Annotated in this window: 15 protein-coding genes and 1 pseudogene; 4 read left to right on the plus strand and 12 right to left on the minus strand. The window is 51.9% G+C overall.

The window, feature by feature from the left end:
* Nucleotides 1-57 precede the first annotated feature (57 nt).
* Together NT073_RS29640 and NT073_RS29645 are read right to left on the minus strand one after the other, a co-directional pair.
* Nucleotides 58-1,485: a HAMP domain-containing sensor histidine kinase gene (locus NT073_RS29640; protein WP_297381398.1), complete on the minus strand. Its 1,428-nt coding sequence runs from the start codon at nt 1,483-1,485 to the stop codon at nt 58-60.
* 13 nt (nt 1,486-1,498) lie between these two features.
* The gene (locus tag NT073_RS29645; protein WP_297381401.1) at nt 1,499-2,227 is read right to left on the minus strand and encodes a response regulator transcription factor; all 729 of its coding nucleotides are present in this window, start codon (nt 2,225-2,227) and stop codon (nt 1,499-1,501) included.
* Nucleotides 2,228-2,365: 138 nt separating this feature from the next.
* Between NT073_RS29645 and nrfD the strand changes: the two genes are divergently transcribed.
* The 3 genes from nrfD to NT073_RS29660 all read left to right on the plus strand — a co-directional run bounded on the left by nrfD (nt 2,366) and on the right by NT073_RS29660 (nt 5,051).
* Nucleotides 2,366-3,823: an NrfD/PsrC family molybdoenzyme membrane anchor subunit gene (gene nrfD / locus NT073_RS29650; protein ID WP_297381404.1), complete on the plus strand. Its 1,458-nt coding sequence runs from the start codon at nt 2,366-2,368 to the stop codon at nt 3,821-3,823.
* Nucleotides 3,824-3,894: 71 nt separating this feature from the next.
* The gene (locus tag NT073_RS29655; RefSeq protein WP_297381406.1) at nt 3,895-4,299 is read left to right on the plus strand and encodes a group III truncated hemoglobin; all 405 of its coding nucleotides are present in this window, start codon (nt 3,895-3,897) and stop codon (nt 4,297-4,299) included.
* Between the two features lie 158 nt (nt 4,300-4,457).
* Nucleotides 4,458-5,051: a Crp/Fnr family transcriptional regulator gene (locus NT073_RS29660; protein WP_297381408.1), complete on the plus strand. Its 594-nt coding sequence runs from the start codon at nt 4,458-4,460 to the stop codon at nt 5,049-5,051.
* 77 nt (nt 5,052-5,128) lie between these two features.
* Here the strand turns inward: NT073_RS29660 and NT073_RS29665 are convergent, their stop codons facing one another.
* From NT073_RS29665 to NT073_RS29680, 4 genes are all read right to left on the minus strand, one after another.
* Nucleotides 5,129-5,488, minus strand: a complete 360-nt coding sequence (locus NT073_RS29665; protein WP_297381411.1) for a nuclear transport factor 2 family protein — start codon at nt 5,486-5,488, stop codon at nt 5,129-5,131.
* Between the two features lie 316 nt (nt 5,489-5,804).
* Nucleotides 5,805-5,999 carry an alpha/beta hydrolase fold domain-containing protein gene (locus NT073_RS29670; RefSeq protein ID WP_297381414.1) on the minus strand — a complete coding sequence of 65 codons (195 nt, stop codon included), beginning with the start codon at nt 5,997-5,999 and terminating at the stop codon, nt 5,805-5,807.
* A 213-nt stretch (nt 6,000-6,212) separates the two neighbouring features.
* Nucleotides 6,213-7,055 (minus strand): outer membrane beta-barrel protein, encoded by an 843-nt coding sequence (locus NT073_RS29675; RefSeq protein ID WP_297381418.1) that lies wholly within the window; start codon nt 7,053-7,055, stop codon nt 6,213-6,215.
* Nucleotides 7,056-7,132: 77 nt separating this feature from the next.
* Nucleotides 7,133-8,653, minus strand: a complete 1,521-nt coding sequence (locus NT073_RS29680) for a GH3 auxin-responsive promoter family protein (RefSeq protein WP_297381420.1) — start codon at nt 8,651-8,653, stop codon at nt 7,133-7,135.
* Nucleotides 8,654-8,798: 145 nt separating this feature from the next.
* On the opposite strand from NT073_RS29680, the gene NT073_RS29685 reads away from it, so the two are divergent.
* The gene (locus NT073_RS29685) at nt 8,799-8,981 is read left to right on the plus strand and encodes a DNA-binding protein (protein WP_012924741.1); all 183 of its coding nucleotides are present in this window, start codon (nt 8,799-8,801) and stop codon (nt 8,979-8,981) included.
* A 169-nt stretch (nt 8,982-9,150) separates the two neighbouring features.
* On the opposite strand, the pseudogene NT073_RS29690 reads toward NT073_RS29685, so the two are convergent.
* The 6 genes and pseudogenes from NT073_RS29690 to NT073_RS29715 form a co-directional block, all read right to left on the minus strand.
* A pseudogene (locus tag NT073_RS29690) lies at nt 9,151-11,622 on the minus strand (TonB-dependent receptor).
* 215 nt (nt 11,623-11,837) lie between these two features.
* Nucleotides 11,838-12,719: a TIM barrel protein gene (locus tag NT073_RS29695; RefSeq protein WP_297381423.1), complete on the minus strand. Its 882-nt coding sequence runs from the start codon at nt 12,717-12,719 to the stop codon at nt 11,838-11,840.
* A 297-nt stretch (nt 12,720-13,016) separates the two neighbouring features.
* The gene (locus NT073_RS29700; RefSeq protein WP_297381425.1) at nt 13,017-14,030 is read right to left on the minus strand and encodes a fasciclin domain-containing protein; all 1,014 of its coding nucleotides are present in this window, start codon (nt 14,028-14,030) and stop codon (nt 13,017-13,019) included.
* 278 nt (nt 14,031-14,308) lie between these two features.
* Nucleotides 14,309-16,540, minus strand: coding sequence for a xanthine dehydrogenase family protein molybdopterin-binding subunit (locus NT073_RS29705; RefSeq protein ID WP_297381427.1), 2,232 nt, complete (start codon nt 16,538-16,540; stop codon nt 14,309-14,311).
* A gap of 10 nt (nt 16,541-16,550) precedes the next feature.
* Nucleotides 16,551-17,549, minus strand: a complete 999-nt coding sequence (locus NT073_RS29710) for a xanthine dehydrogenase family protein subunit M (protein ID WP_297381429.1) — start codon at nt 17,547-17,549, stop codon at nt 16,551-16,553.
* Nucleotides 17,546-18,190 carry a 2Fe-2S iron-sulfur cluster-binding protein gene (locus NT073_RS29715; protein ID WP_297381431.1) on the minus strand — a complete coding sequence of 215 codons (645 nt, stop codon included), beginning with the start codon at nt 18,188-18,190 and terminating at the stop codon, nt 17,546-17,548. Before NT073_RS29715 ends, NT073_RS29710 begins: the two co-directional genes overlap by 4 nt.
* Between the last annotated feature and the right edge of the window lie 25 nt (nt 18,191-18,215).

Here is an 18,215-nt window from a genome sequence, read left to right on the forward strand (position 1 = left end):
AGCCTTCCTGGAATGCTCCGCCCCGGCCCCATTTCTACGCCAAAGCAGGCGGGTATTTTAGCGTCCGGGGGATTGCATCCGGGGTAACGACACCGTGATCGTTGTCCCACAGCCCAGCTGCGAATTGACCGTAAGGGTACCCCCATGAAGTTGGATAATTCGAGCGGTAAGCGACAGGCCGATACCGTTCCCCTTAATAGCGCGGGCGTTGGCAGCCCGATAAAAGGGCTGCATAATGTAATCTAGTTCGTCGGCGGCAATCCCTATACCCTGATCTGAAATGGCGACCTGGACCAATGTGTCAAATACAACCACCTTGAGATGGACTTGATGACTGTCCGAAAATTTACACCCATTGTCGATCAGGTTGATAAAGGCCGTTTTCAATAACGATGAATCTCCATTCAGCATCACGTCAGGCAAAGCCTCATTCGATCCATCATTCGATTCGTCCGTTGACGCGGTAGATTCACCCAACGTAATACGGTAAGTGGGCTGTTTGCGGATCACCAGCCCTACGGCCTCGTACAGTACCTCATCGAGGGCGATCACGTCTCCACCTGGGCCAGCCTGGCGATTATCCAACTGCGTCAGTTCGAGTAACCCGTTTGAGAGTGAATTGAGCCGACGGATGTCTTCCTGCATCGAGGTCAATAACTGTTCATATTCCAGAGCCGGGCGGGGCTTCATCAGGGCAACCTCGATTTGGTTGGTTAGCACCGATAAGGGCGTTCGTAATTCATGCGAAGCATTGGCAATAAAGCTGCGCTGTAATTCAAAGGCCGATAGCCGGTCGAGCAGCAGATTAAATGTATGTGCCAGCTGCGCCAGTTCGTCGGTATGGCTCGGCGTAGTCAGCCGAACATCTATGTTTGATGGTGTTATCTGATTGATCTGCCGAATCATACCGGTGATGGGTCTAACTGAACGACTGGCAAATAAACGGCTTAGCACGACCACAAGTAGCACCGCTATGCCAAGCATAAACCCCATAACGGCAACGGCCTCTTTCATCCTGCGAATGCCATAATCGTCAATGGCGTAGCTGATCACCTTGAGCCGTTGCCCCGGCTGCTCCACCAGCAGCCCCAGCCCCACCCGTCGGCCATTGCTAAAACGTACCTCTCGTTCTGAATCGATCTGGTTCAGTAAATGGGCGTCAATGGAGATGGGTGAATTGGTGCCGGTTCGGTTGTCTAATTCACCACTATCGTACAACAGGCGATTTTGGCTGTCGAATATGGCAACCCGCCGATCCGAATAAGCAGTTTGTGTTTTTCGATCGATCTGCCGAAGCAGCGGCTCCCGAATGACGCGTTTCTCCACCAGAAGCTGGGCCATCGTAATGCCCCGGTTGCGGAGTTTGATCAGAAAGTCGTCCTGCTTCGACCGATCAACATAAAGATAGATCGTGACCAGCAACAGGAGCAACACCGGCAGCACCACGGCGATGAATGTGAGCGAAAGTCGGGTTCGAATCTTCATGGACGCATTAAGCTTACTGGCCCACGTTGAGTATATACCCGATACCTTTCCGCGTGTGAATTAGCTTCACCGGGAAGTCCCGGTCTATTTTTTTACGCAGCGAGTTGATATACACATCAATAAGGTTGGTGCCGGAATCAACGGGAATATCCCATACGTGTTCGGCAATTTGCTGACGACTGATAACCACGCCGGGATGACGTAAAAAATAAGCCAGCAAGGTTAGTTCGCGGGGAGCCAGATTAATGGGTTGACCGGCCCGGCTTACCCGCCTTTCGGCGATGTTCAATACCAGATCGGCAATGGTCAGCAGGTTGGTGATCTCATCTTCTCCAACTGGTGCAGCCCGCTTTTGCCACACCCGAATGCGGGCCAGCAACTCCCCGAACTCAAACGGTTTAACGACGTAGTCACAGGCTCCCACGTCGAAGCCTGCCAGCTTATCATCAAGCGACCCCAGAGCCGTCAGCATAATGACAGGAATCTGAGGATAATGGCTACGCATCTCGCGACACAGGGTAAGGCCATCCACATCCGGCAGGCCAATATCGAGCAGCATCAGCGTCACGTCGCCCAGTGCCAGCATCCGCCGGGCAGCAGCTCCATCCAGCGCCACCGAAGCCGCAAAGCCACATTCTTCCAGACCACGCCTGAGGGAAAGGGCCAGCTTAATCTCATCCTCAACAATCAGAATACGCATAGTATAGCTACCCTCCCTCGCCCGGCAACGAGTCTGTTTCATCCGGGCAAACGGCTTTAGGATTATTTAATGCATCCCATCAGATGTCTTCATCTACAACATAGGCCTGCACCGTATCATTGCGGTGGTCTCCAATAAAGCGGGGCCTTAACTTAGTTTACTACTTACTCGACCTGCCTTATGGAAACACAATCTCCTTCCTCGCATGGTTCCATCACTGCTTCGGTAAGAGCGCCGTTGGTGACGGGTGGCAAAACGTACGCCGATGTCACCGAAGACATTTGTCGACAGGTTGAAGCCTGGCCTACCCGGGAATGGAAAATCGGGTTCGGTATATCCCTCACGGTACTTCTCTACGGCATTGCCTGTGTGTTATGGACCTGGTGGGAAGGCCTGGGGGTGTGGGGGCTGAACAAAACCATTGGCTGGGCCTGGGATATCACCAATTTCGTCTGGTGGGTGGGTATAGGACACGCTGGTACGCTGATTTCGGCAGTGCTGCTGCTGTTTCGTCAGAAATGGCGGACCTCCGTAAACAGATCCGCCGAAGCCATGACGATCTTCGCCGTTATCTGTGCCGCCATGTTTATCATGCTGCATATGGGGCGGCCCTGGCTAGCCTATTGGGCCTTACCGCTTCCCAATACGTTTGGGTCACTCTGGGTTAACTTCAAGTCGCCTTTAGTCTGGGATGTATTTGCAATCAGTACCTATTTCACCGTATCCCTGGTGTTTTGGTACATGGGACTGGTGCCAGATTTGGCCACCATCCGCGATCGGGCTCGAAACCGCATATCACGATACATCTACGGTACGCTGGCGTTGGGCTGGAACGGCTCGGCCAAAACCTGGGCGCGGTATGAATATGTGAGTCTAATTCTGGCTGGGGTTGCTACCCCCCTGGTGTTGTCCGTACATTCAATCGTCAGCATGGACTTTGCCACCTCGCTCATTCCTGGCTGGCATACGACCATCTTCCCTCCGTATTTCGTGGCCGGGGCTATTTTTTCGGGCTTCGCGATGGTGCAGAATCTGATGCTGGTCACGCGGGTAGTCTTTCACTTGGAAGATTACATCACCGTGGAGCACATCGATTCAATGAACCAGATCATTGTACTTACCGGCTCTATTGTGGGCGTAGCTTACATCACTGAATTGTTTATTGCCTGGTATTCGGTCAATGAATTCGAACGGTTCGCATTTCTCAACCGGGCCATGGGACCCTACTGGTGGGCCTATGCCACCATGATGACCTGCAATGTCATTACGCCCCAGTTGTTCTGGTCCCGTACGATTCGGCGTAGTGTCGTTTGGTCATTTGTGCTAGCTGTGGTGGTTAACATCGGCATGTGGTTTGAGCGGTTCGTTATTATCGTTACCTCGCTCCACCGCGACTACCTGCCTTCCAGCTGGGCTATGTTTCACCCTACCCTATTCGATATCAGCGATTTCCTGTTCACAATGGGGTTATTTTTTACCCTATTCCTCCTATTCGCCAAGTTTCTGCCCGTCGTCAATATGGCCGAAGTAAAAGCCATTCTGAGATCTTCTTCGGAGAAGGTGCCCCAACCCGTATCCGGGCGTTCGCAGCAGGAAGAGGCCCTTGACTCACCGACCAGGGCATCCCCACCAGCGTAAACAGCCAAACGCCCGACGGTGCGTTACTACATGCACCAGTTTAGCTAGTTCAGGCAACAAACTTCTTTCTTATGGCTGATATCACCAACCGCGCCGACCTCGAACGGCTGATCGACGCCTTTTATAATCGGGTTTTCTTCGATGAAGAAATCGGACTAATCGTTACGTTGGCGGCTCGGGTGTCGCCGGCTACTCACTTTCAGCAAATTGTGGATCTGTGGGCGCAGTTGCTTTTCAACCCAGTTGCGCTCCCCTCAGAGCTGATTCAACGTCACGTTGAGAAAAACCTAACACCCTTGCTGGAATCAACTTACTTCAGGCGGTGGCAAACCTTATTCTGTTCGACAGTCGATGAGTTATTTGCGGGCCCCGTCTCCGAACGGGCTAAAGCACTTGCCTTACAAATTGAGTTGCGGCCGTCGGTGCCGGGCCCACTTACCCAGACCATAGGGATCAACGGCTATTTTACGTATTAGTACACCCTTACCCAACTTCGCTCAATTAAACCTCGGTACATATTTAGAATAAGACAGCCATCGGTCTGTACAGCTTTCGTTTCAGTAAACCCTATTTTGCCAGTTACTATCTTTAGCGCTTGAAACGTTGTCTTAGACTTTTCTTTGTCCGCTGTTTGATGGTTCACTCGCTCATTCACTACATACAGGAACGCTCCACCATACCACTTTCTGAAACCGATATCAGCCTGATTGAGGAAGCATTTATCCCAAAAAGATTAAGAAAGAGACAATTCCTGCTACAGGAAGGCGAAGTCTGTAAACACATCGCCTTCATCGTAAAGGGAGCTACGCGGCAATATACGGTCGACGAAAAAGGGTATGAGCACGTGCTTAATTTATGCATCGAAAACTGGTGGACATCTGACCGGGAGAGCTTTCATAAAGAAACACCGTCTATTTACAATATAGATGCCTGGGAAGAAACCGAGTTGCTCTTATTACCAAAGGCAAATGGCTATTACGAACGAGTTAATACCATTCCTGCCTTCAACGAAATGCGGATAAAGCTTGATGATAATCAGCACATGGCTGTTCAAAAACGCCTGAATATGGCTCAAAACTATACGGCCGATTACCGCTATGAAGAATTGACTAAGCTATACCCTGAATTCTTACAGCGTTTTCCTCAGCATATTATCGCATCCTACTTAGGTATTACCAAAGAAACACTGAGCCGTATTCGCCATCAATACGTAAAAAAAGCAAGCTGATTACGTACAAATCAACGTATGCCCGGGTAGGATGAAGACTGGATTTGGATATGCTTTATGTGGCAATAAATCTGCCTTTATTCGGCATCCATGAACACGAACAGATGGGCTACTTTCTCATCGTCTACCACAAAAAAATCCATACCGGTCAGAACATTCGGCTGGGGGCCGGTTCGTATTTCCCAGTATAGTCGAGCCCCATGTTGGGTGCTTTCCATAGGTTTTATTATGGTGAAGTTAAAGTTGGCATCACCCGCAAACAGCTTGTCAATAAAGTCAGAAACGGCTGCTCTATCGTTCAGAATAAAATCCTTGTCGTACATCTTTATATCGTCGGCATAGATGGTTTGCATCAGTGCATCACGCGTTGTACGGTCCTTCTCGTTCCAGATAGCTAGGTGGGTTTGCTGGAGTTTAGTTAATGATTGGTTATCCATATGGAATCTTGCTCGTAAGTTTCTCAACACCTTATGAAGCTGTTTGAGTAGGCGCTTTAGGTCGAGTAGCCGCGCTTTGCGGCCAGAGCGATTCACTCAAACAGCTTCTTATGTCTTGCTTCTCAAAAGTAAGCGTTGCCGTTGAAGCGACACGTTGATATATATCAATAATGAGCTTGTATCACGCAGTTTGTTCTCCGTCGACGTTCAGCGTATGACTGGTGATGTACTGCGCATTTCTTCATTCCTGTTTTTGAAACGGTTAAGCCTCTAGAGCCGCTTTGATCACCGCAGCCGCCTGCAACAGGGCCGTTTGCTAGGCTTCGACCTCATCCCGCAATACATCGTTTTCGGCGGTTTGTAGCAGCGCTGGTGGCAAGTCTTTCAGCTCGTCAGTAGTAGCCTGTAAGGGCGATGCATAAATCTCGTTACGCTTACTGCTGTTGGGCAGGTAGTTACCCCAAAACCACTTCATCATGTTTTTGGTGAGGAGCCGACCTTTCGCAAACAAATTGTACGCGTTGGGGGTATCCCTGCTGCTTCAACCTACTACCAGCTACTCCTTTTATAGATCCGTCAATGACCCGCTGTTCGAGTATCGTCATTCGAACTACAGCATTGGCGTACAAACACAGCTTATCTGGCATTTCTAACGGACTTGTTCGGATCAGGGATGATTCGGACAGGTTTACTGTAACATAAGCTCTGAAGCTGATTAACCCCGTCACCGATCCGTTTTTGGCTGAAGTCGATAACGATTATTGAAGCCGAACTGGTAGGCCAACCCTATATTGATACCTAAGCTGTTAGCCCCGCCAATGGCTTCAACAGTCCGGACGGCAGGCGGATAGAATGTCTCCTGACTCGCTGTTACACGGACGGTGTTCGTGGGGCTAATGAGCCGCCTGGCCTCCACACTGGTGCTGAAATGAGCCGAAAACTGGTACTGAACAGAGAGGTTTACCTCAGCCGAAACGAATGATTTCTTTGACTCATACAGGCTTCTGGTTCTGGCGAGGACGATTCTATTCCCATCAGGGTCGACGGTACTTTCTTCTGAGCTACTCGTGGGTGCCAATTTCAGTTTATCCAGATCAACATTGTAGGCAACACCGGCTCCAACTCGTAAAGATAACTCCCGGGTTGGCTGCCAGAAACGATACCGAAACAAAAGGGGGATATGGTAAAAATCGGTGCTTATCGTGCGCGTTGTATGCCCATAGGCATTTGGGCCATCCAGTAAATACCTAAAGCCGACGGCTGGCCTGATGCCCGACAAACCAGTTTCCAGTTCAAACGATTTCCACCTGTACCCCAGCCGAATACCAATACCCCGCTTACGGGCTAAGTCGCCTTTGGGCGAACTAAACCCATTACCCACTACCGTAATTAAACTTTGATACTGCTCAAAAACAGGCTTGATATAAAACGACCGAACCGTTTTGTATATGCCTTTTTGGGCCAGTAGACTATCCGTTATCTCCCGGTCGGAGGTTTGTGCGAAGCTGTTCGTGTTGCTCAGCACAACAATACCCAGCAACAAGCGCAGTAAACTAGTTTTTATCATCAGTAATCTGTTTACAAAGACAGACCCGGAAGCTGGTCAATCAGTTGGTCTACTGCTTCGTTTCTGCGGCTTTGGCGCTAGGCAAGGCTTTGTATGTATTGCTCAAACTCCAGGAAATCTTCTTCCTTCATCACGCGGGGAATCTTAGCCTGGCCGCCCAGTTTTTTGAACTCCTCGCTCCAGCGGTAGAACTTCTCAACCGGTATCACTTCCGCTTCGACGCCCTTCAGCGATTTGCTCCGGGCCACTTTGTAGTTTTTGTTATTATCGCACAGCTCGCTGTCCAGTGCAGCGGCCATTTCGGCACCGTCGACCTCCTTATTGGCGCCGATGTACCATTTGTTGATGTGCTCCCCCTCTTTCCGAATGGCCGACACGACAAACTCCTTGATTTCCATATCAAAGCGTTTCTGCATGGTCTGCATCGCCTTGTTCATCTGATGCACCGACAACTGTTCGCCCACGACATTCAGAAAATGCTTCGTTCGGCCGGTAATTTTTATCTCGGCTCGCTGCCTGTCGGTAAGCATAACGGTGTCGCCGATCATGTACCGCCAGGTGCCCGAAACGGTCGATATCAGCAGTACATAATCGACATTTTCCTCCGCCTGTTCCAGCGAAAGAATGGTGGCGCCGGGCTTTACGCGCCCATCCTCATCCACGTTTTCGTCCACAAACGGGACAAACTCGAAGAAAATGCCATTGTCGACGATCAGCGCCATCGACGAGGTGCCGGGGCGTTTTTGCGTGGCCAGGTACCCTTCCGAGGTTAGGTAGGTATCGATATAAGTGAGCGGTCGGGCCAGTAACGTTTCGAGGCTTTTGCGATACGGTTCAAAAGCCACACCACCCGAGGTATAAACGTGCAGATTGGGCCATATGTCGTGAATGGTGCTGAGCCGGTTGTACCGAACCACCTCTTTCAGCATCATTTCAATCCAGGACGGAATCCCGCTCAGGCTGCCGATGTCCCAGGTGGGCGCTTCTTTAGCGATCTGGTGTACTTTTTCGTCCCAATCAGTGAGAGAAGCAATCTCGATACCCGGTTTATAATAGCCTCTGAACCAGGCCGGGATATTGGCCGCGCTGATACCGCTGATTTCCCCCTCCTCATGGTCGTCTTTTTCGATCAGGTTGATGCTGCTGCCCAGCATAAGGATCTGCTTCTGGAAAAAATCAGACGGGAGGTCGAAGTTTTTTAGGCTCATGACCTGCTGAATACCCGATTTACGGATCGCGTCGATCATGTCGTCCGTTACCGGAATGGCCTTGCTGGTGCTGGTGGTTCCACTGCTGAGTGCAAAATAGCGCTGCCCGCCGGGCCAGGTCACATTCTGGTGTCCTTCGAGCAGGTAGTGCCACCAGTCGGTATGCAGTTTATCGTAATCATGGACGGGAACCTCCTGCTGAAAAGCGGCAACGATGTCGTCGCTGCGGAGCAGTTCGGTGAAGTTGTGTTTCTTGCCAAATGCCGTTAGCCGGGCTTTTGTCAACAGGTTTTGCAGTACCTCCCGCTGGGCTTTTGCCGGATCGGGTTCCGACGTTACAAACCCATATACATCAATCGCTTTTTTGATCAATTCCCCAATAACTGCCATATGTACCCTTTATCGAATAGTCTCTGTTCTTACTAAACCTGTTCGAATGGGCTTTGTTGGTACAGAAAGAACATTCTTCTTCAACAACATCTTGACTGATTACCTGTCTATACCGGCAGGGTGGAATAATCAATTTCGTTGAGTTATGCCTAAATCAATCGAAGGGACATTATTTTATACAATTCGGGAAGCGGCTCAGGAGCTGCACATTACGGTTGGGCGCTTGAAAAGTTATATCGATCAAAGCCGATTAACCAGCGAACGGATTGGCCGAACGGAGGTAATCCGGGAACATATCCTGCGTGCGTATCAGGCCCGGCGACAATAAGGCCGTGCTTTTGGGAGGAGAGTAAGGTTCTCTCTGTGGTGTCGGGTTCTCAAACTTGACACCACGATTTGAAGCCAAGAATCCCGTTTTAGGTGAAGTCTGGTTTAAGAACCAGACTTCACCTAAAACGGGATTCTCATATAGTTAGCATTCGGGATGACTCCCGTTGTCAAAACTCTTTTTCGCCGAAATCATTTCCCGGCAGTTTTGCCCGTTTACTGAGTTGCCGGAATGAATAGCTTAAGTTAATCAGGAAAATGTCTTTCTCCTGAATGTAATTCGTCGTGGTGTAGAAGTCCTTCCCGTAGGTGGTAATCCGCTGCTCGTTGGTGGGCAGGAAGCCCAGACCGATGTTTTGCCATTGCGCCATAATGGTCAGGCGATTGCCCATCAAACTCTTCTTCAGCGACATATTGGGTATCAGAAACCGGGAATCTTCGCCTTGGGCGGTGATGCGCCGGGAGAGGTAGTTGATGTTGGCCTGCCAGACCAGCGTCGGATTGAGCTGCACCGTCGAATTGGCATTGACCGAATATACCCAAGCCGCCCGGTCAAATATAACTTCATTCTGGAAAAGCTGCCCCTGTTGCGTGAATCGGTAGACTGTTCCGCCCACGTAGAGCTTCCAGCTTTTGGTCAGCTTCAGGTCGGTGGCTAACTCGACACCCAGACGCTGGGTCAAGCCCGCATTGGTAAAAATGCGACTTAGGATGGTATCGGCAAACACCCGGTTGACCCGGTTGATGGTGTTCTATACGCCCTGATAATAGACCGTCGCCAGCAGCGTACTCCGGCCAACATCTTTGCTTACGCCCAATTCAGCCAAATTAACAAACTCGGGCAACAGATTCGGGTCGCCCTGTTCGAGGGTTTCGGAGTGTTCGCGTTCGGGCAGGGGATTGAGGGCAAAATTGCTGTTGCGTTGCACCCGCCGACTGAATCCGGCACGCAGGGCCAGTCCTCCTTTGGGTTTGTAGAGCATGTTGAACGACGGGAACAGGTTGTTCAACGTCAGTGTATACGTCTGATTTGCGGGCATCGACAGCACCTCCCGAACGGCGTATTCATAGCGCAGACCCAGCGTATATTCCAGTTTTTTTGCCACCGCACCATATTGTGTATACCAGCTGTGGATGCGGTTGGTAATGGCGGTACGGCCGGTAAAGGTCGGAACCACTAGCAACGGCAACCCATTTCCATCCTGCTGCCGATACCGGTAATCGCCCGTGTCTTCCTGGTAGCGGTATTGATAACCGCCTTCCAGCTTTCCGCCTAAAAAGGGTATGCTGCCATCGACGTTGGCCCGGAAGTTTTGAATAGGCCGGTTGGTAGTCGAGTACGAATACTGGAGCGTATCGCGGTAATTGTTTCGGTTGACGTTGCGGTTACTGGTGAAGCCGTCGATCAGGTCATACTCGTAGAGGGCACCCACACTCAGCGCGGCTTTACTGGCAAAGGTGTGTGCATAATCAAGGTTGCCGGTGTAGAACCGCCCCCCCTTGCGCACCAGATTACTATTGAAATAAGCACGCTGGTTGTAGGCTAGGCCCGTTAGTAAATTGGTCGTGCTGTTGGTATAGGCAATATCGGCCAGCCGATCTTCGGTACGCTGGCTCTGGTATAGTCCCAGCGTCAAGGTCGTGTTTTTAGTGGGGACAAAAGCAACAGCGATGCGATTGGTAAAGGTATAGCGGTCGAAACTCCGCTCGCCGGTGGAAGGGAAGCGGGTAAAGCGATTACCGATGGTGGTGTTCACATCGCCCTCGCGTCGTCCGGCAATGTCGTTGCGGATATAGGCCGAACTCAACGTCACATCCCAACGCGCCGAGCGGTAGTTGAGCGTCATATCCGGGCTATAGCGAACGGGGTTGTAGGTATTCCCGAACGCGTTCGTGCTGGGCAGACCAATCAGGACGTTCACCTGCGCCGACCAGCCGGTATCGACACCTTTCTTGGTCACAATGGCAATAATACCCGCTTTGCCATCGGGGTCATAGCGGGCATTGGGTGTGGTAATGACTTCTATCGACTCGATGCTGTTAGCAGGCATCTGGTTGAGCAACGTACCCAGATTGGCCTGAACGGGCTTGCCATTCAGCAGCACCAGAAAGCCATTGGCACCCCGCAGACTCACATCGCCTTCTGCGTTGATGCTAAGGCCAGGCAGATTGCGCAGAATATCGGTAGCCGTGCCGCCGGCAGCGGATTGAAACTGAGCCGCCCGGTAGGTCTGGCGGTCGGCCTGCATGGCTACATCGGTTCGCTGTCCGGCAATGCGGACTTCATTGAGTAACCGGGAATCGCCTTCCAGCAGCAACGTGCCCAGATCGAGGGGCTTATTTCGGACAACCGTGATCGGCACCGAAACCGGTTTATAGCCAACAAAAAAAGTACGCAGTGTATAGACTCCGGCTTTCGCTTCCGCAATCCGAAACTGGCCGGAGGAATCGGTTATGGCACCACCAACAGCCACCGAATCGGGCTGGCGATAGAGCGCCACACTTACAAACGGAACCGGCTGACTGGTGACTTTATCCAGAATTCGCCCGCTCACGAGGGTTTGCGCGTTCACGGATACCAGACAGATCAGGGTCACCGTCAGAAGCAGTAAAGTTTTTCGTAACATGTAGCTTTCCAGCATTTCCGTCGTACTGTTCGACAGGATACAACTCTATCAAGAGGACGTTTTACAGGATGGTATACTGTGTAAGCGGCCAAAAAGTTGGAAGTAATGTTTCTGAGGGTCAAATTTAGCCTATTCCGGAAAAGTGGCACAGCTGATTACCGTTCACACATACCCTCAAGATTACAGGGTTGTCGGTTGTCCGTATGGTAAATGCCAACCCGGCACACTCCTTATATCTTCCCGATCATCCGGTCGAAAACCGCTCGTTGGGCTTTCATCTGCGCCACTTTATCGGCCGGATTGGTGTGGCATTCGAGGAGTACCCAGCCTTTATAGTCCATAGCCACCAGGTTATTAAGCAAATCCTGATAGGGGTAATCGATCCGGTCGAGTTCGCGGACGTGGCAGGTTGCACCGAAGCGATCTTTTACCAGGTCGAAGTTGGCCTGAAAACCCTTGCCGTTCAAATCCTGCGGGTTACAGTTCCAGCATATAGTGGCGTTGGGATGGGTGGCCACGTCCATAATTCGTTTGGTCATGGGCAATTCCTGCGTTTCGTCGCCGTGAACTTCCAGCCGGATCTGCTGCCCGAAGTCGGCTGCGTACCGGGCGAGTTCGTTGAGGGATTCGCCAATCTGGTTCACCGTTTTGTCGACGGGCACTTCTTTGTGCAGGGCATTAGGCTTCACTTTTACGCCTGTTCCGCCCACGTCGGCACTGAGCCGGACGAACTCCTTGGCCCGCTCGATGGAGGTTTTCAGTTTATCGGGATCGACAAAATCGAATTGCTGATTGGTGCCCAGCCCAACGAGCTTCACCGGACTGTCGGCGAATCGTTTTTTCACGTCCCGGCGTTGTGCCGAGTTAAGTTCAGGCATGACGTTGTGTGCATGTTCGACGCGTAGTTCAACGCCCAGAATATTGGTATCCGCACAGTTTTTAATCAGTGTTGGCAAATCCCAGTCTTTACCCCACAAGTAGGTAACGAAGCCCAGCTTAACCGCCGATTTGGCCCGCACCGGTTCGACGGCAAAAGCCGGACCTGTCAGCAGAGAAGCGCCCGCCAGCAAAGAAACTTGGTTGAGAAACGTTTTTCTGTCGATTGTAGCCATGACTTGAGGAGCGGTTTATTCACCTTTCAGGTAAAGTTTATTCGACTCCATTGCTACTTGTTGGTGTGTTGAACCGGATAGTGTCCTTTAGATTTATTCATACTCACACTGACATTGGGCATAGTCTGTGACTATGCCCAACACCTACACAACACTTACCGTGGGCTGTTAAACCACAGAGGCACAAAGCACACAGAGTTCGCTAAATGAAGCTCTCTGTGTACTTTGTGCCTCTGTGGTTAACCTTATTTGAACTTGTCAAAGCTGACTAGTCCACTTCTTCACGTCTCCACAAACCTACGGTAACAATACCCGGTCAATTTTGTGAATAACGCCGTTGGTTGCGGTGATATCCCGATTTTGAACACCCGTCGTATTCTGCAATACGGTAGATACCTGACCACCATTACCCGGACTCAGTAACGTCAAGGCGTTACCGCTTCCCACGGTAGCCGTTACACTGCCGGTACCGAAGGTAGTGATAGGTCCGCTTACAATTGTGGGCGAGAACGCACGACCGGGGTTAACAACCACGTGATTCGTCAAAATAGCTGTCAGGGCAGCCACCGGAGCTGCATTAATGGCAGCAACCGTATTGTATGGCGTTGCACGGAAAGCCGCATTGGTTGGCGCGAAAACGGTCAATGGCGTTGCACCCGACAGAGCCGTCACCACAGCGGCACCGCCACGGGCTACGGCTGCACCAAGCAAACTCAGAGATGTATCGGCCTGAGCTACCTGAAGCACGTTACCGGTTGGGGGCATAAGCACCCGGTCGATAGCATGAACAACACCGTTGGTTGCCTGTACATCGGCCGTAATGACCCGCGCACCATTTACAGAAACACCCGTTCCGCTGGTAGAAGTCGCCTTACTGACATACGTTGTACCGTTTACACTCAACGACGTAGGCAAAGCCGTTTGCCCAGCGGGAATAGCCGACGCCGGGTAAGAACCACCCACAACGTGGTACAACAAGATCCGGCGTAATGTGGTGTCCGGTGCCGCACTCACGGCCGCAGCATCGGCAAAACCGGCCGCCCGGAACGCATCATCCGTTGGGGCAAAAACGGTGAAGGGACCTGTCCCCGATAAGGTAGTGGTCAGACCAGCCTTCACAACAGCCGCTTCGAGAAATGTAAACTGGTCACTGGCAACGACCAGATCGGTGATGGTCGATGAACCGGGGGTGGGTGTTGTATTTGGGTTATCATCGTCATTACAAGATGTAAGTGTCAATGAAAAACCAACCAGAAGAGAGGCTAAGATACCAGACGTTTTACGGCTGAACTGAATTGATTTGAGATTCATAAATAGTCGAGTTTTAAGAAATAATTGGTTTATCGTTAGAGATTAAAAACACGTTAAAAACAAGACTTTGTCTAATTTTATTGTTTTTAAAAAGCGTAAAAAATACCAACCTTATTGTAAGGGACGGCTCCAGTCACTAGTTAGCGGGATCAGGCAGGGTTATTAACCGTGGTGTCGAATCTGAGGACTATATCCTATACTCAACAACCCTGCCTGACGGATAAAGTGCACTATCTTACTCATTTACAGAGACATAACAGCGGACAGAAGGAGCTGTTTTATGCCACGCGCTTTATCACTTTATCGGGTGTGATGGGGAGATCACGGATGCGCTGGCCGGTGGCGTTGTAAACGGCATTGGCTACGGCCGCAGCAAAGCCGATCAGGGCAATCTCACCCATGCCTTTGGCTCCCATCGGGTTAATGTATGGGTCGGGTTTGTCGATAAAAATCGTGTCGATGTGGGGCACATCGGCGCTCACGGGTACGTGGTAGTCGGCCAGGTTATTATTAACCAGGCGGCCGAATCGATGATCCAGTACGGCTTCTTCGGTCAGGGCCATACCAATACCGCCCGTAACCCCGCCAATCATTTGACTGGCCGCCGTTTTCGGGCTGACAATCCGCCCCGAATCAGCTACACTAACGGCGTTACTCACCCGCACCACACCCGTAACCGGATTGACGCGTACTTCGGCAAAGTGAACCGAAAACGAATACATTGAATAGGTCTCCTGCTCGGGTCCTCCCTTCGAATCCAGCGCTCTGTCCAGTGTTGGCAGATTATTGGCTTTCAGCACGTCGCCAACAGGCAGCTTCTTTTTGCGATCGCCTTTGAGTTGAATCATACCGTCTTCAAACACAAGGTCCTCCGCTTTACTTCCCATAAACGGCGAGTTGCCTTGTGCAATAGCCAGCGCAGCCAATGACGTTTTCAGCGCAGTGCAGGTGTCATACACGGCCGAACCCACCGTGGAGGTGATGGTTGAACCACCCTGTGTGGGGGCTTTAGGCAGGGTTGTATCCCCCATTTCGAATTTGATCCGGCCGACCGGAATCCCAAGCACGTCGTGGGCGATGGAAACCATGGCCGTCCCCGTCCCCGGCCCAATGTCTGTGACGGCACTCTGTATCACCAGCGACCCATCCTGATTCAGAATGACTTTGGCCGAAGCTTGCCCCCGACTGGCATTGAACGTACCGGAACTCATGCCGTAACCAATCAGCCATTCGCCGTCGCGAAGAGCACCCGGCTCATTTTTTCGTTTCGACCAGCCAATTTTATCTGCTCCCAACTGGTAAGCTTCTTTGAGGTGTTTGCTCGAAAAAGGCCGGTTTTTCTCCGGGTCCGTTTCAGCATAATTACGCAGCCGAAACTCAATAGGGTCGAGGTTCAGTTTAGCGGCCATTTCGTCCATGGCCGATTCCAGCGCAAATGCACCCGTAGCCTCACCGGGACCCCGCATCCAGATGGGCACACCGCGGTCGAGCGGTACAATCCGGTAGGTGGTACTGACGTTCGGGCAGTCGTAGATGAACTTTGTCATGCCCACCGTCGATTCCGTAAAGTCCTCGTAACTGGCCGTTTCGGCGGTGGCTTCATGCACGATACCAACCAGCTTACCCGCTTTGTCCGCGCCCATGGAAATGGTTTGCGTCGTATACGGCCGGTGGCCCACCATCGTAAACATTTGATCGCGGGAAACGACCAGTTTTACAGGTTTGCGCAGTTTTTTGGCGGCTGCCACCACGGCAATTTCCTGCGGCCAGGTTTTAAGACCCATGCCAAAGCCGCCCCCCATAAATTCGGTGTGTACATGCACGTTCTTTTCATCCAGCTTAAATGCCTTAGCCACCGCTTTCTGGGTCATTTGTACCCCTTGCGTTTTAGCGTAGATCATCACCTGATCGTCGGCGGTCCAGTTTACCAGGATACCGTGCAGTTCCATGGGGTTGTGCACTTCAATGGGCAGCGTGTAGCTGGCTTCCAGCACCACCGGGGCCGTTTTGTACGTATCTGGATTGCCCCGCTTGTAATCGGCATTTCGTTCGCCCTGGGGCATTACCCCTTTAGCCTTATGTTTCTCCAGATCGGTCTGGTGCGGCTGTTTGCTATAAGTTGTTTTAACCAGCGTAGCGGCATACTGCGCCCGTTCCAGCGTATCGGCAATGACCATCGCGATGGGCTGACCAGCAAACAGGATCTTTTTATCAGTCAGCATCTGGTACGTTTCGCCACCCGACGGTTTCTTGGCATTATTGCCCTCGGGCGTGTTCAATCCCGGAATTTTGGGCAGGTTCAGGTTCGTAAATACCGCCAGCACACCGGGGGCACCTTCCGCCTTTTTGGTCTCCATGCTGGCAATGCTCCCTCTGGCAATGGTACTGGTGACCAGTACGCAGTAGGTTGTTCCCGGAATCTCGAACTCAGCGAAGTACTTCGCCCCACCCGTCACTTTCAATCGGCCATCAACCCGGTTAATGGCCGGACTTTTTTCGTCGTTCTTCATCAGTTTGGGGTCAGGCATTTTTAGCAGCCGTCTTTAGGGCGTCGATTAGTGTATTGGGAGCCATCGTCAGTTTGAAATCATTCTCACCGTAGCCTTTGGCCCCTTTCATGGCAACGTCTGCCGCCTGGCGGAACGTAGCCTCCGTAGCGGGTTTACCTCTCAGAAACTGCTCTACCTCGGTCAGCCGCCAGGGTTTGTGCGAGACGCCCCCCATTGCCAGCCGGGCCTCCTGGATCGTATTTCCTTTCAGGTTTAGAGCCGCCCCGACCGATACCAGCGCGAAGGCGTACGACGCCCGGTCACGCACTTTCAGGTAATGTGAATGATCGGCAAACGGGTTGTTCGGTAAATCGACAGCCATGATCAGTTCGCCTTTCTGAAGTGTATTGTCTTTTTCGGGTGCATCGCCGGGAAGCCGGTGAAAGTCGATAAACGGAATCCGACGTTCGCCTTTCGAACCCGACACCAGCACCGTAGCGTCCAGGGCTACGAGCGCAATGCACATGTCGCTGGGGTGTACGGCAATGCACTTCGACGAACGGTCTGATGATTCTGTTCCAAAAATGGCATGCATCCGATTGTAACCGCCGATAGCTCCGCAGCCGCTGCCCGGTTCGCGTTTGTTGCAGGGCATGGCCGTATCGTAAAAGTAGCCGCAGCGGGTGCGCTGCATCATGTTGCCACCCACGGTTGCCATGTTGCGCAACTGGGGCGAGGCCCCGGCGTTCAGCGCCATCGATAGCAGTGGGAAACTTTTCCTGACCAACTCGTGCTCCGCAACGGCAGTGTTCTTCGCCAGCGCACCAATGCGAAGACCGGTGGCGGTTTTCTCGATGGTGTTGAGGGGCAGTTTGTTGATGTCGACCAGTTTCTCGGGCGACATCACGTTTCGTTTCATCAAGTCGATGAGGTTGGTGCCTCCCGCCAGAAACAGGCTGTTGTTTTCTTTCGTCACAGCCGCTACGGCCGCTTTGGGGGTCGTGACCCGTACGTACTGAAACTGGTTCATACTTTCTGGCCTCCCTTTTTTACGTCCATAATGGCATCGACGATATTCGAGTATGCACCACAGCGGCAGATGTTACCGCTCATATATTCCCGAATCTCATCGGGGTTATCGGCATGTCCTTCGCGAATACAGGCCACCGCCGACATAATCTGGCCGGGTGTACAATAGCCGCACTGAAAGCCGTCGTGTTTTATAAACGCTTCCTGCATGGGGTGCAACGGCCCATCGGGTCCGGCCGGAGCCAGCCCTTCAATAGTGGTCACCTTGCAGCCTTCGGTGGTCATGGCCAGCGTCAGGCAGGCATTGACCCGCTGGCCGTCTACGTGTACGGTACAGGCTCCACACTGACCGAGGTCACAGCCTTTTTTGGTTCCGGTAAGGTTGAGTTGCTCGCGCAGCAAGTCGAGAAGCGTTACACGGGGTTCTATTTTAAGCCGTTGCAGCGTTCCATTAATTTCAACCTGGAGGGGCATCTGCTCGAAGGCAGTTGCAATCTTTTCGTGCAGGCCTGTATCCACCGCCTTCATAGCGGAGGGGGGCGTCATCGCAAAAGCGCCCAGCGCAGCGGATTGCTTTAGAAATCCCCGGCGCGATGACCCTGAGTTTTCTGCCTGCTCCTCGTTGTTATCCTGATTCGTCATCGTATGCGTTGAGTTGTTTGTCGAG

This window comes from Spirosoma sp. (assembly GCF_026391055.1).
Classification (GTDB): Bacteria; Bacteroidota; Bacteroidia; order Cytophagales; family Spirosomataceae; genus Spirosoma.

Excerpts from the sequence above, each read along its gene's own strand:
- NT073_RS29710 (WP_297381429.1), bottom strand. The coding sequence starts at position 17,549 with ATGAACCAGTTTCAGTACGTACGGGTCACGACCCCCAAAGCGGCCGTA.
- NT073_RS29675 (WP_297381418.1), bottom strand. The coding sequence starts at position 7,055 with ATGATAAAAACTAGTTTACTGCGCTTGTTGCTGGGTATTGTTGTGCTG.
- nrfD (WP_297381404.1), top strand. The coding sequence starts at position 2,366 with ATGGAAACACAATCTCCTTCCTCGCATGGTTCCATCACTGCTTCGGTA.
- NT073_RS29655 (WP_297381406.1), top strand. The coding sequence starts at position 3,895 with ATGGCTGATATCACCAACCGCGCCGACCTCGAACGGCTGATCGACGCC.
- NT073_RS29640 (WP_297381398.1), bottom strand. The coding sequence starts at position 1,485 with ATGAAGATTCGAACCCGACTTTCGCTCACATTCATCGCCGTGGTGCTG.
- NT073_RS29695 (WP_297381423.1), bottom strand. The coding sequence starts at position 12,719 with ATGGCTACAATCGACAGAAAAACGTTTCTCAACCAAGTTTCTTTGCTG.
- NT073_RS29685 (WP_012924741.1), top strand. The coding sequence starts at position 8,799 with ATGCCTAAATCAATCGAAGGGACATTATTTTATACAATTCGGGAAGCG.
- NT073_RS29705 (WP_297381427.1), bottom strand. The coding sequence starts at position 16,540 with ATGAAGAACGACGAAAAAAGTCCGGCCATTAACCGGGTTGATGGCCGA.
- NT073_RS29715 (WP_297381431.1), bottom strand. The coding sequence starts at position 18,190 with ATGACGAATCAGGATAACAACGAGGAGCAGGCAGAAAACTCAGGGTCA.
- NT073_RS29680 (WP_297381420.1), bottom strand. The coding sequence starts at position 8,653 with ATGGCAGTTATTGGGGAATTGATCAAAAAAGCGATTGATGTATATGGG.
- NT073_RS29660 (WP_297381408.1), top strand. The coding sequence starts at position 4,458 with ATGGTTCACTCGCTCATTCACTACATACAGGAACGCTCCACCATACCA.
- NT073_RS29645 (WP_297381401.1), bottom strand. The coding sequence starts at position 2,227 with ATGAAACAGACTCGTTGCCGGGCGAGGGAGGGTAGCTATACTATGCGT.
- NT073_RS29665 (WP_297381411.1), bottom strand. The coding sequence starts at position 5,488 with ATGGATAACCAATCATTAACTAAACTCCAGCAAACCCACCTAGCTATC.
- NT073_RS29700 (WP_297381425.1), bottom strand. The coding sequence starts at position 14,030 with ATGAATCTCAAATCAATTCAGTTCAGCCGTAAAACGTCTGGTATCTTA.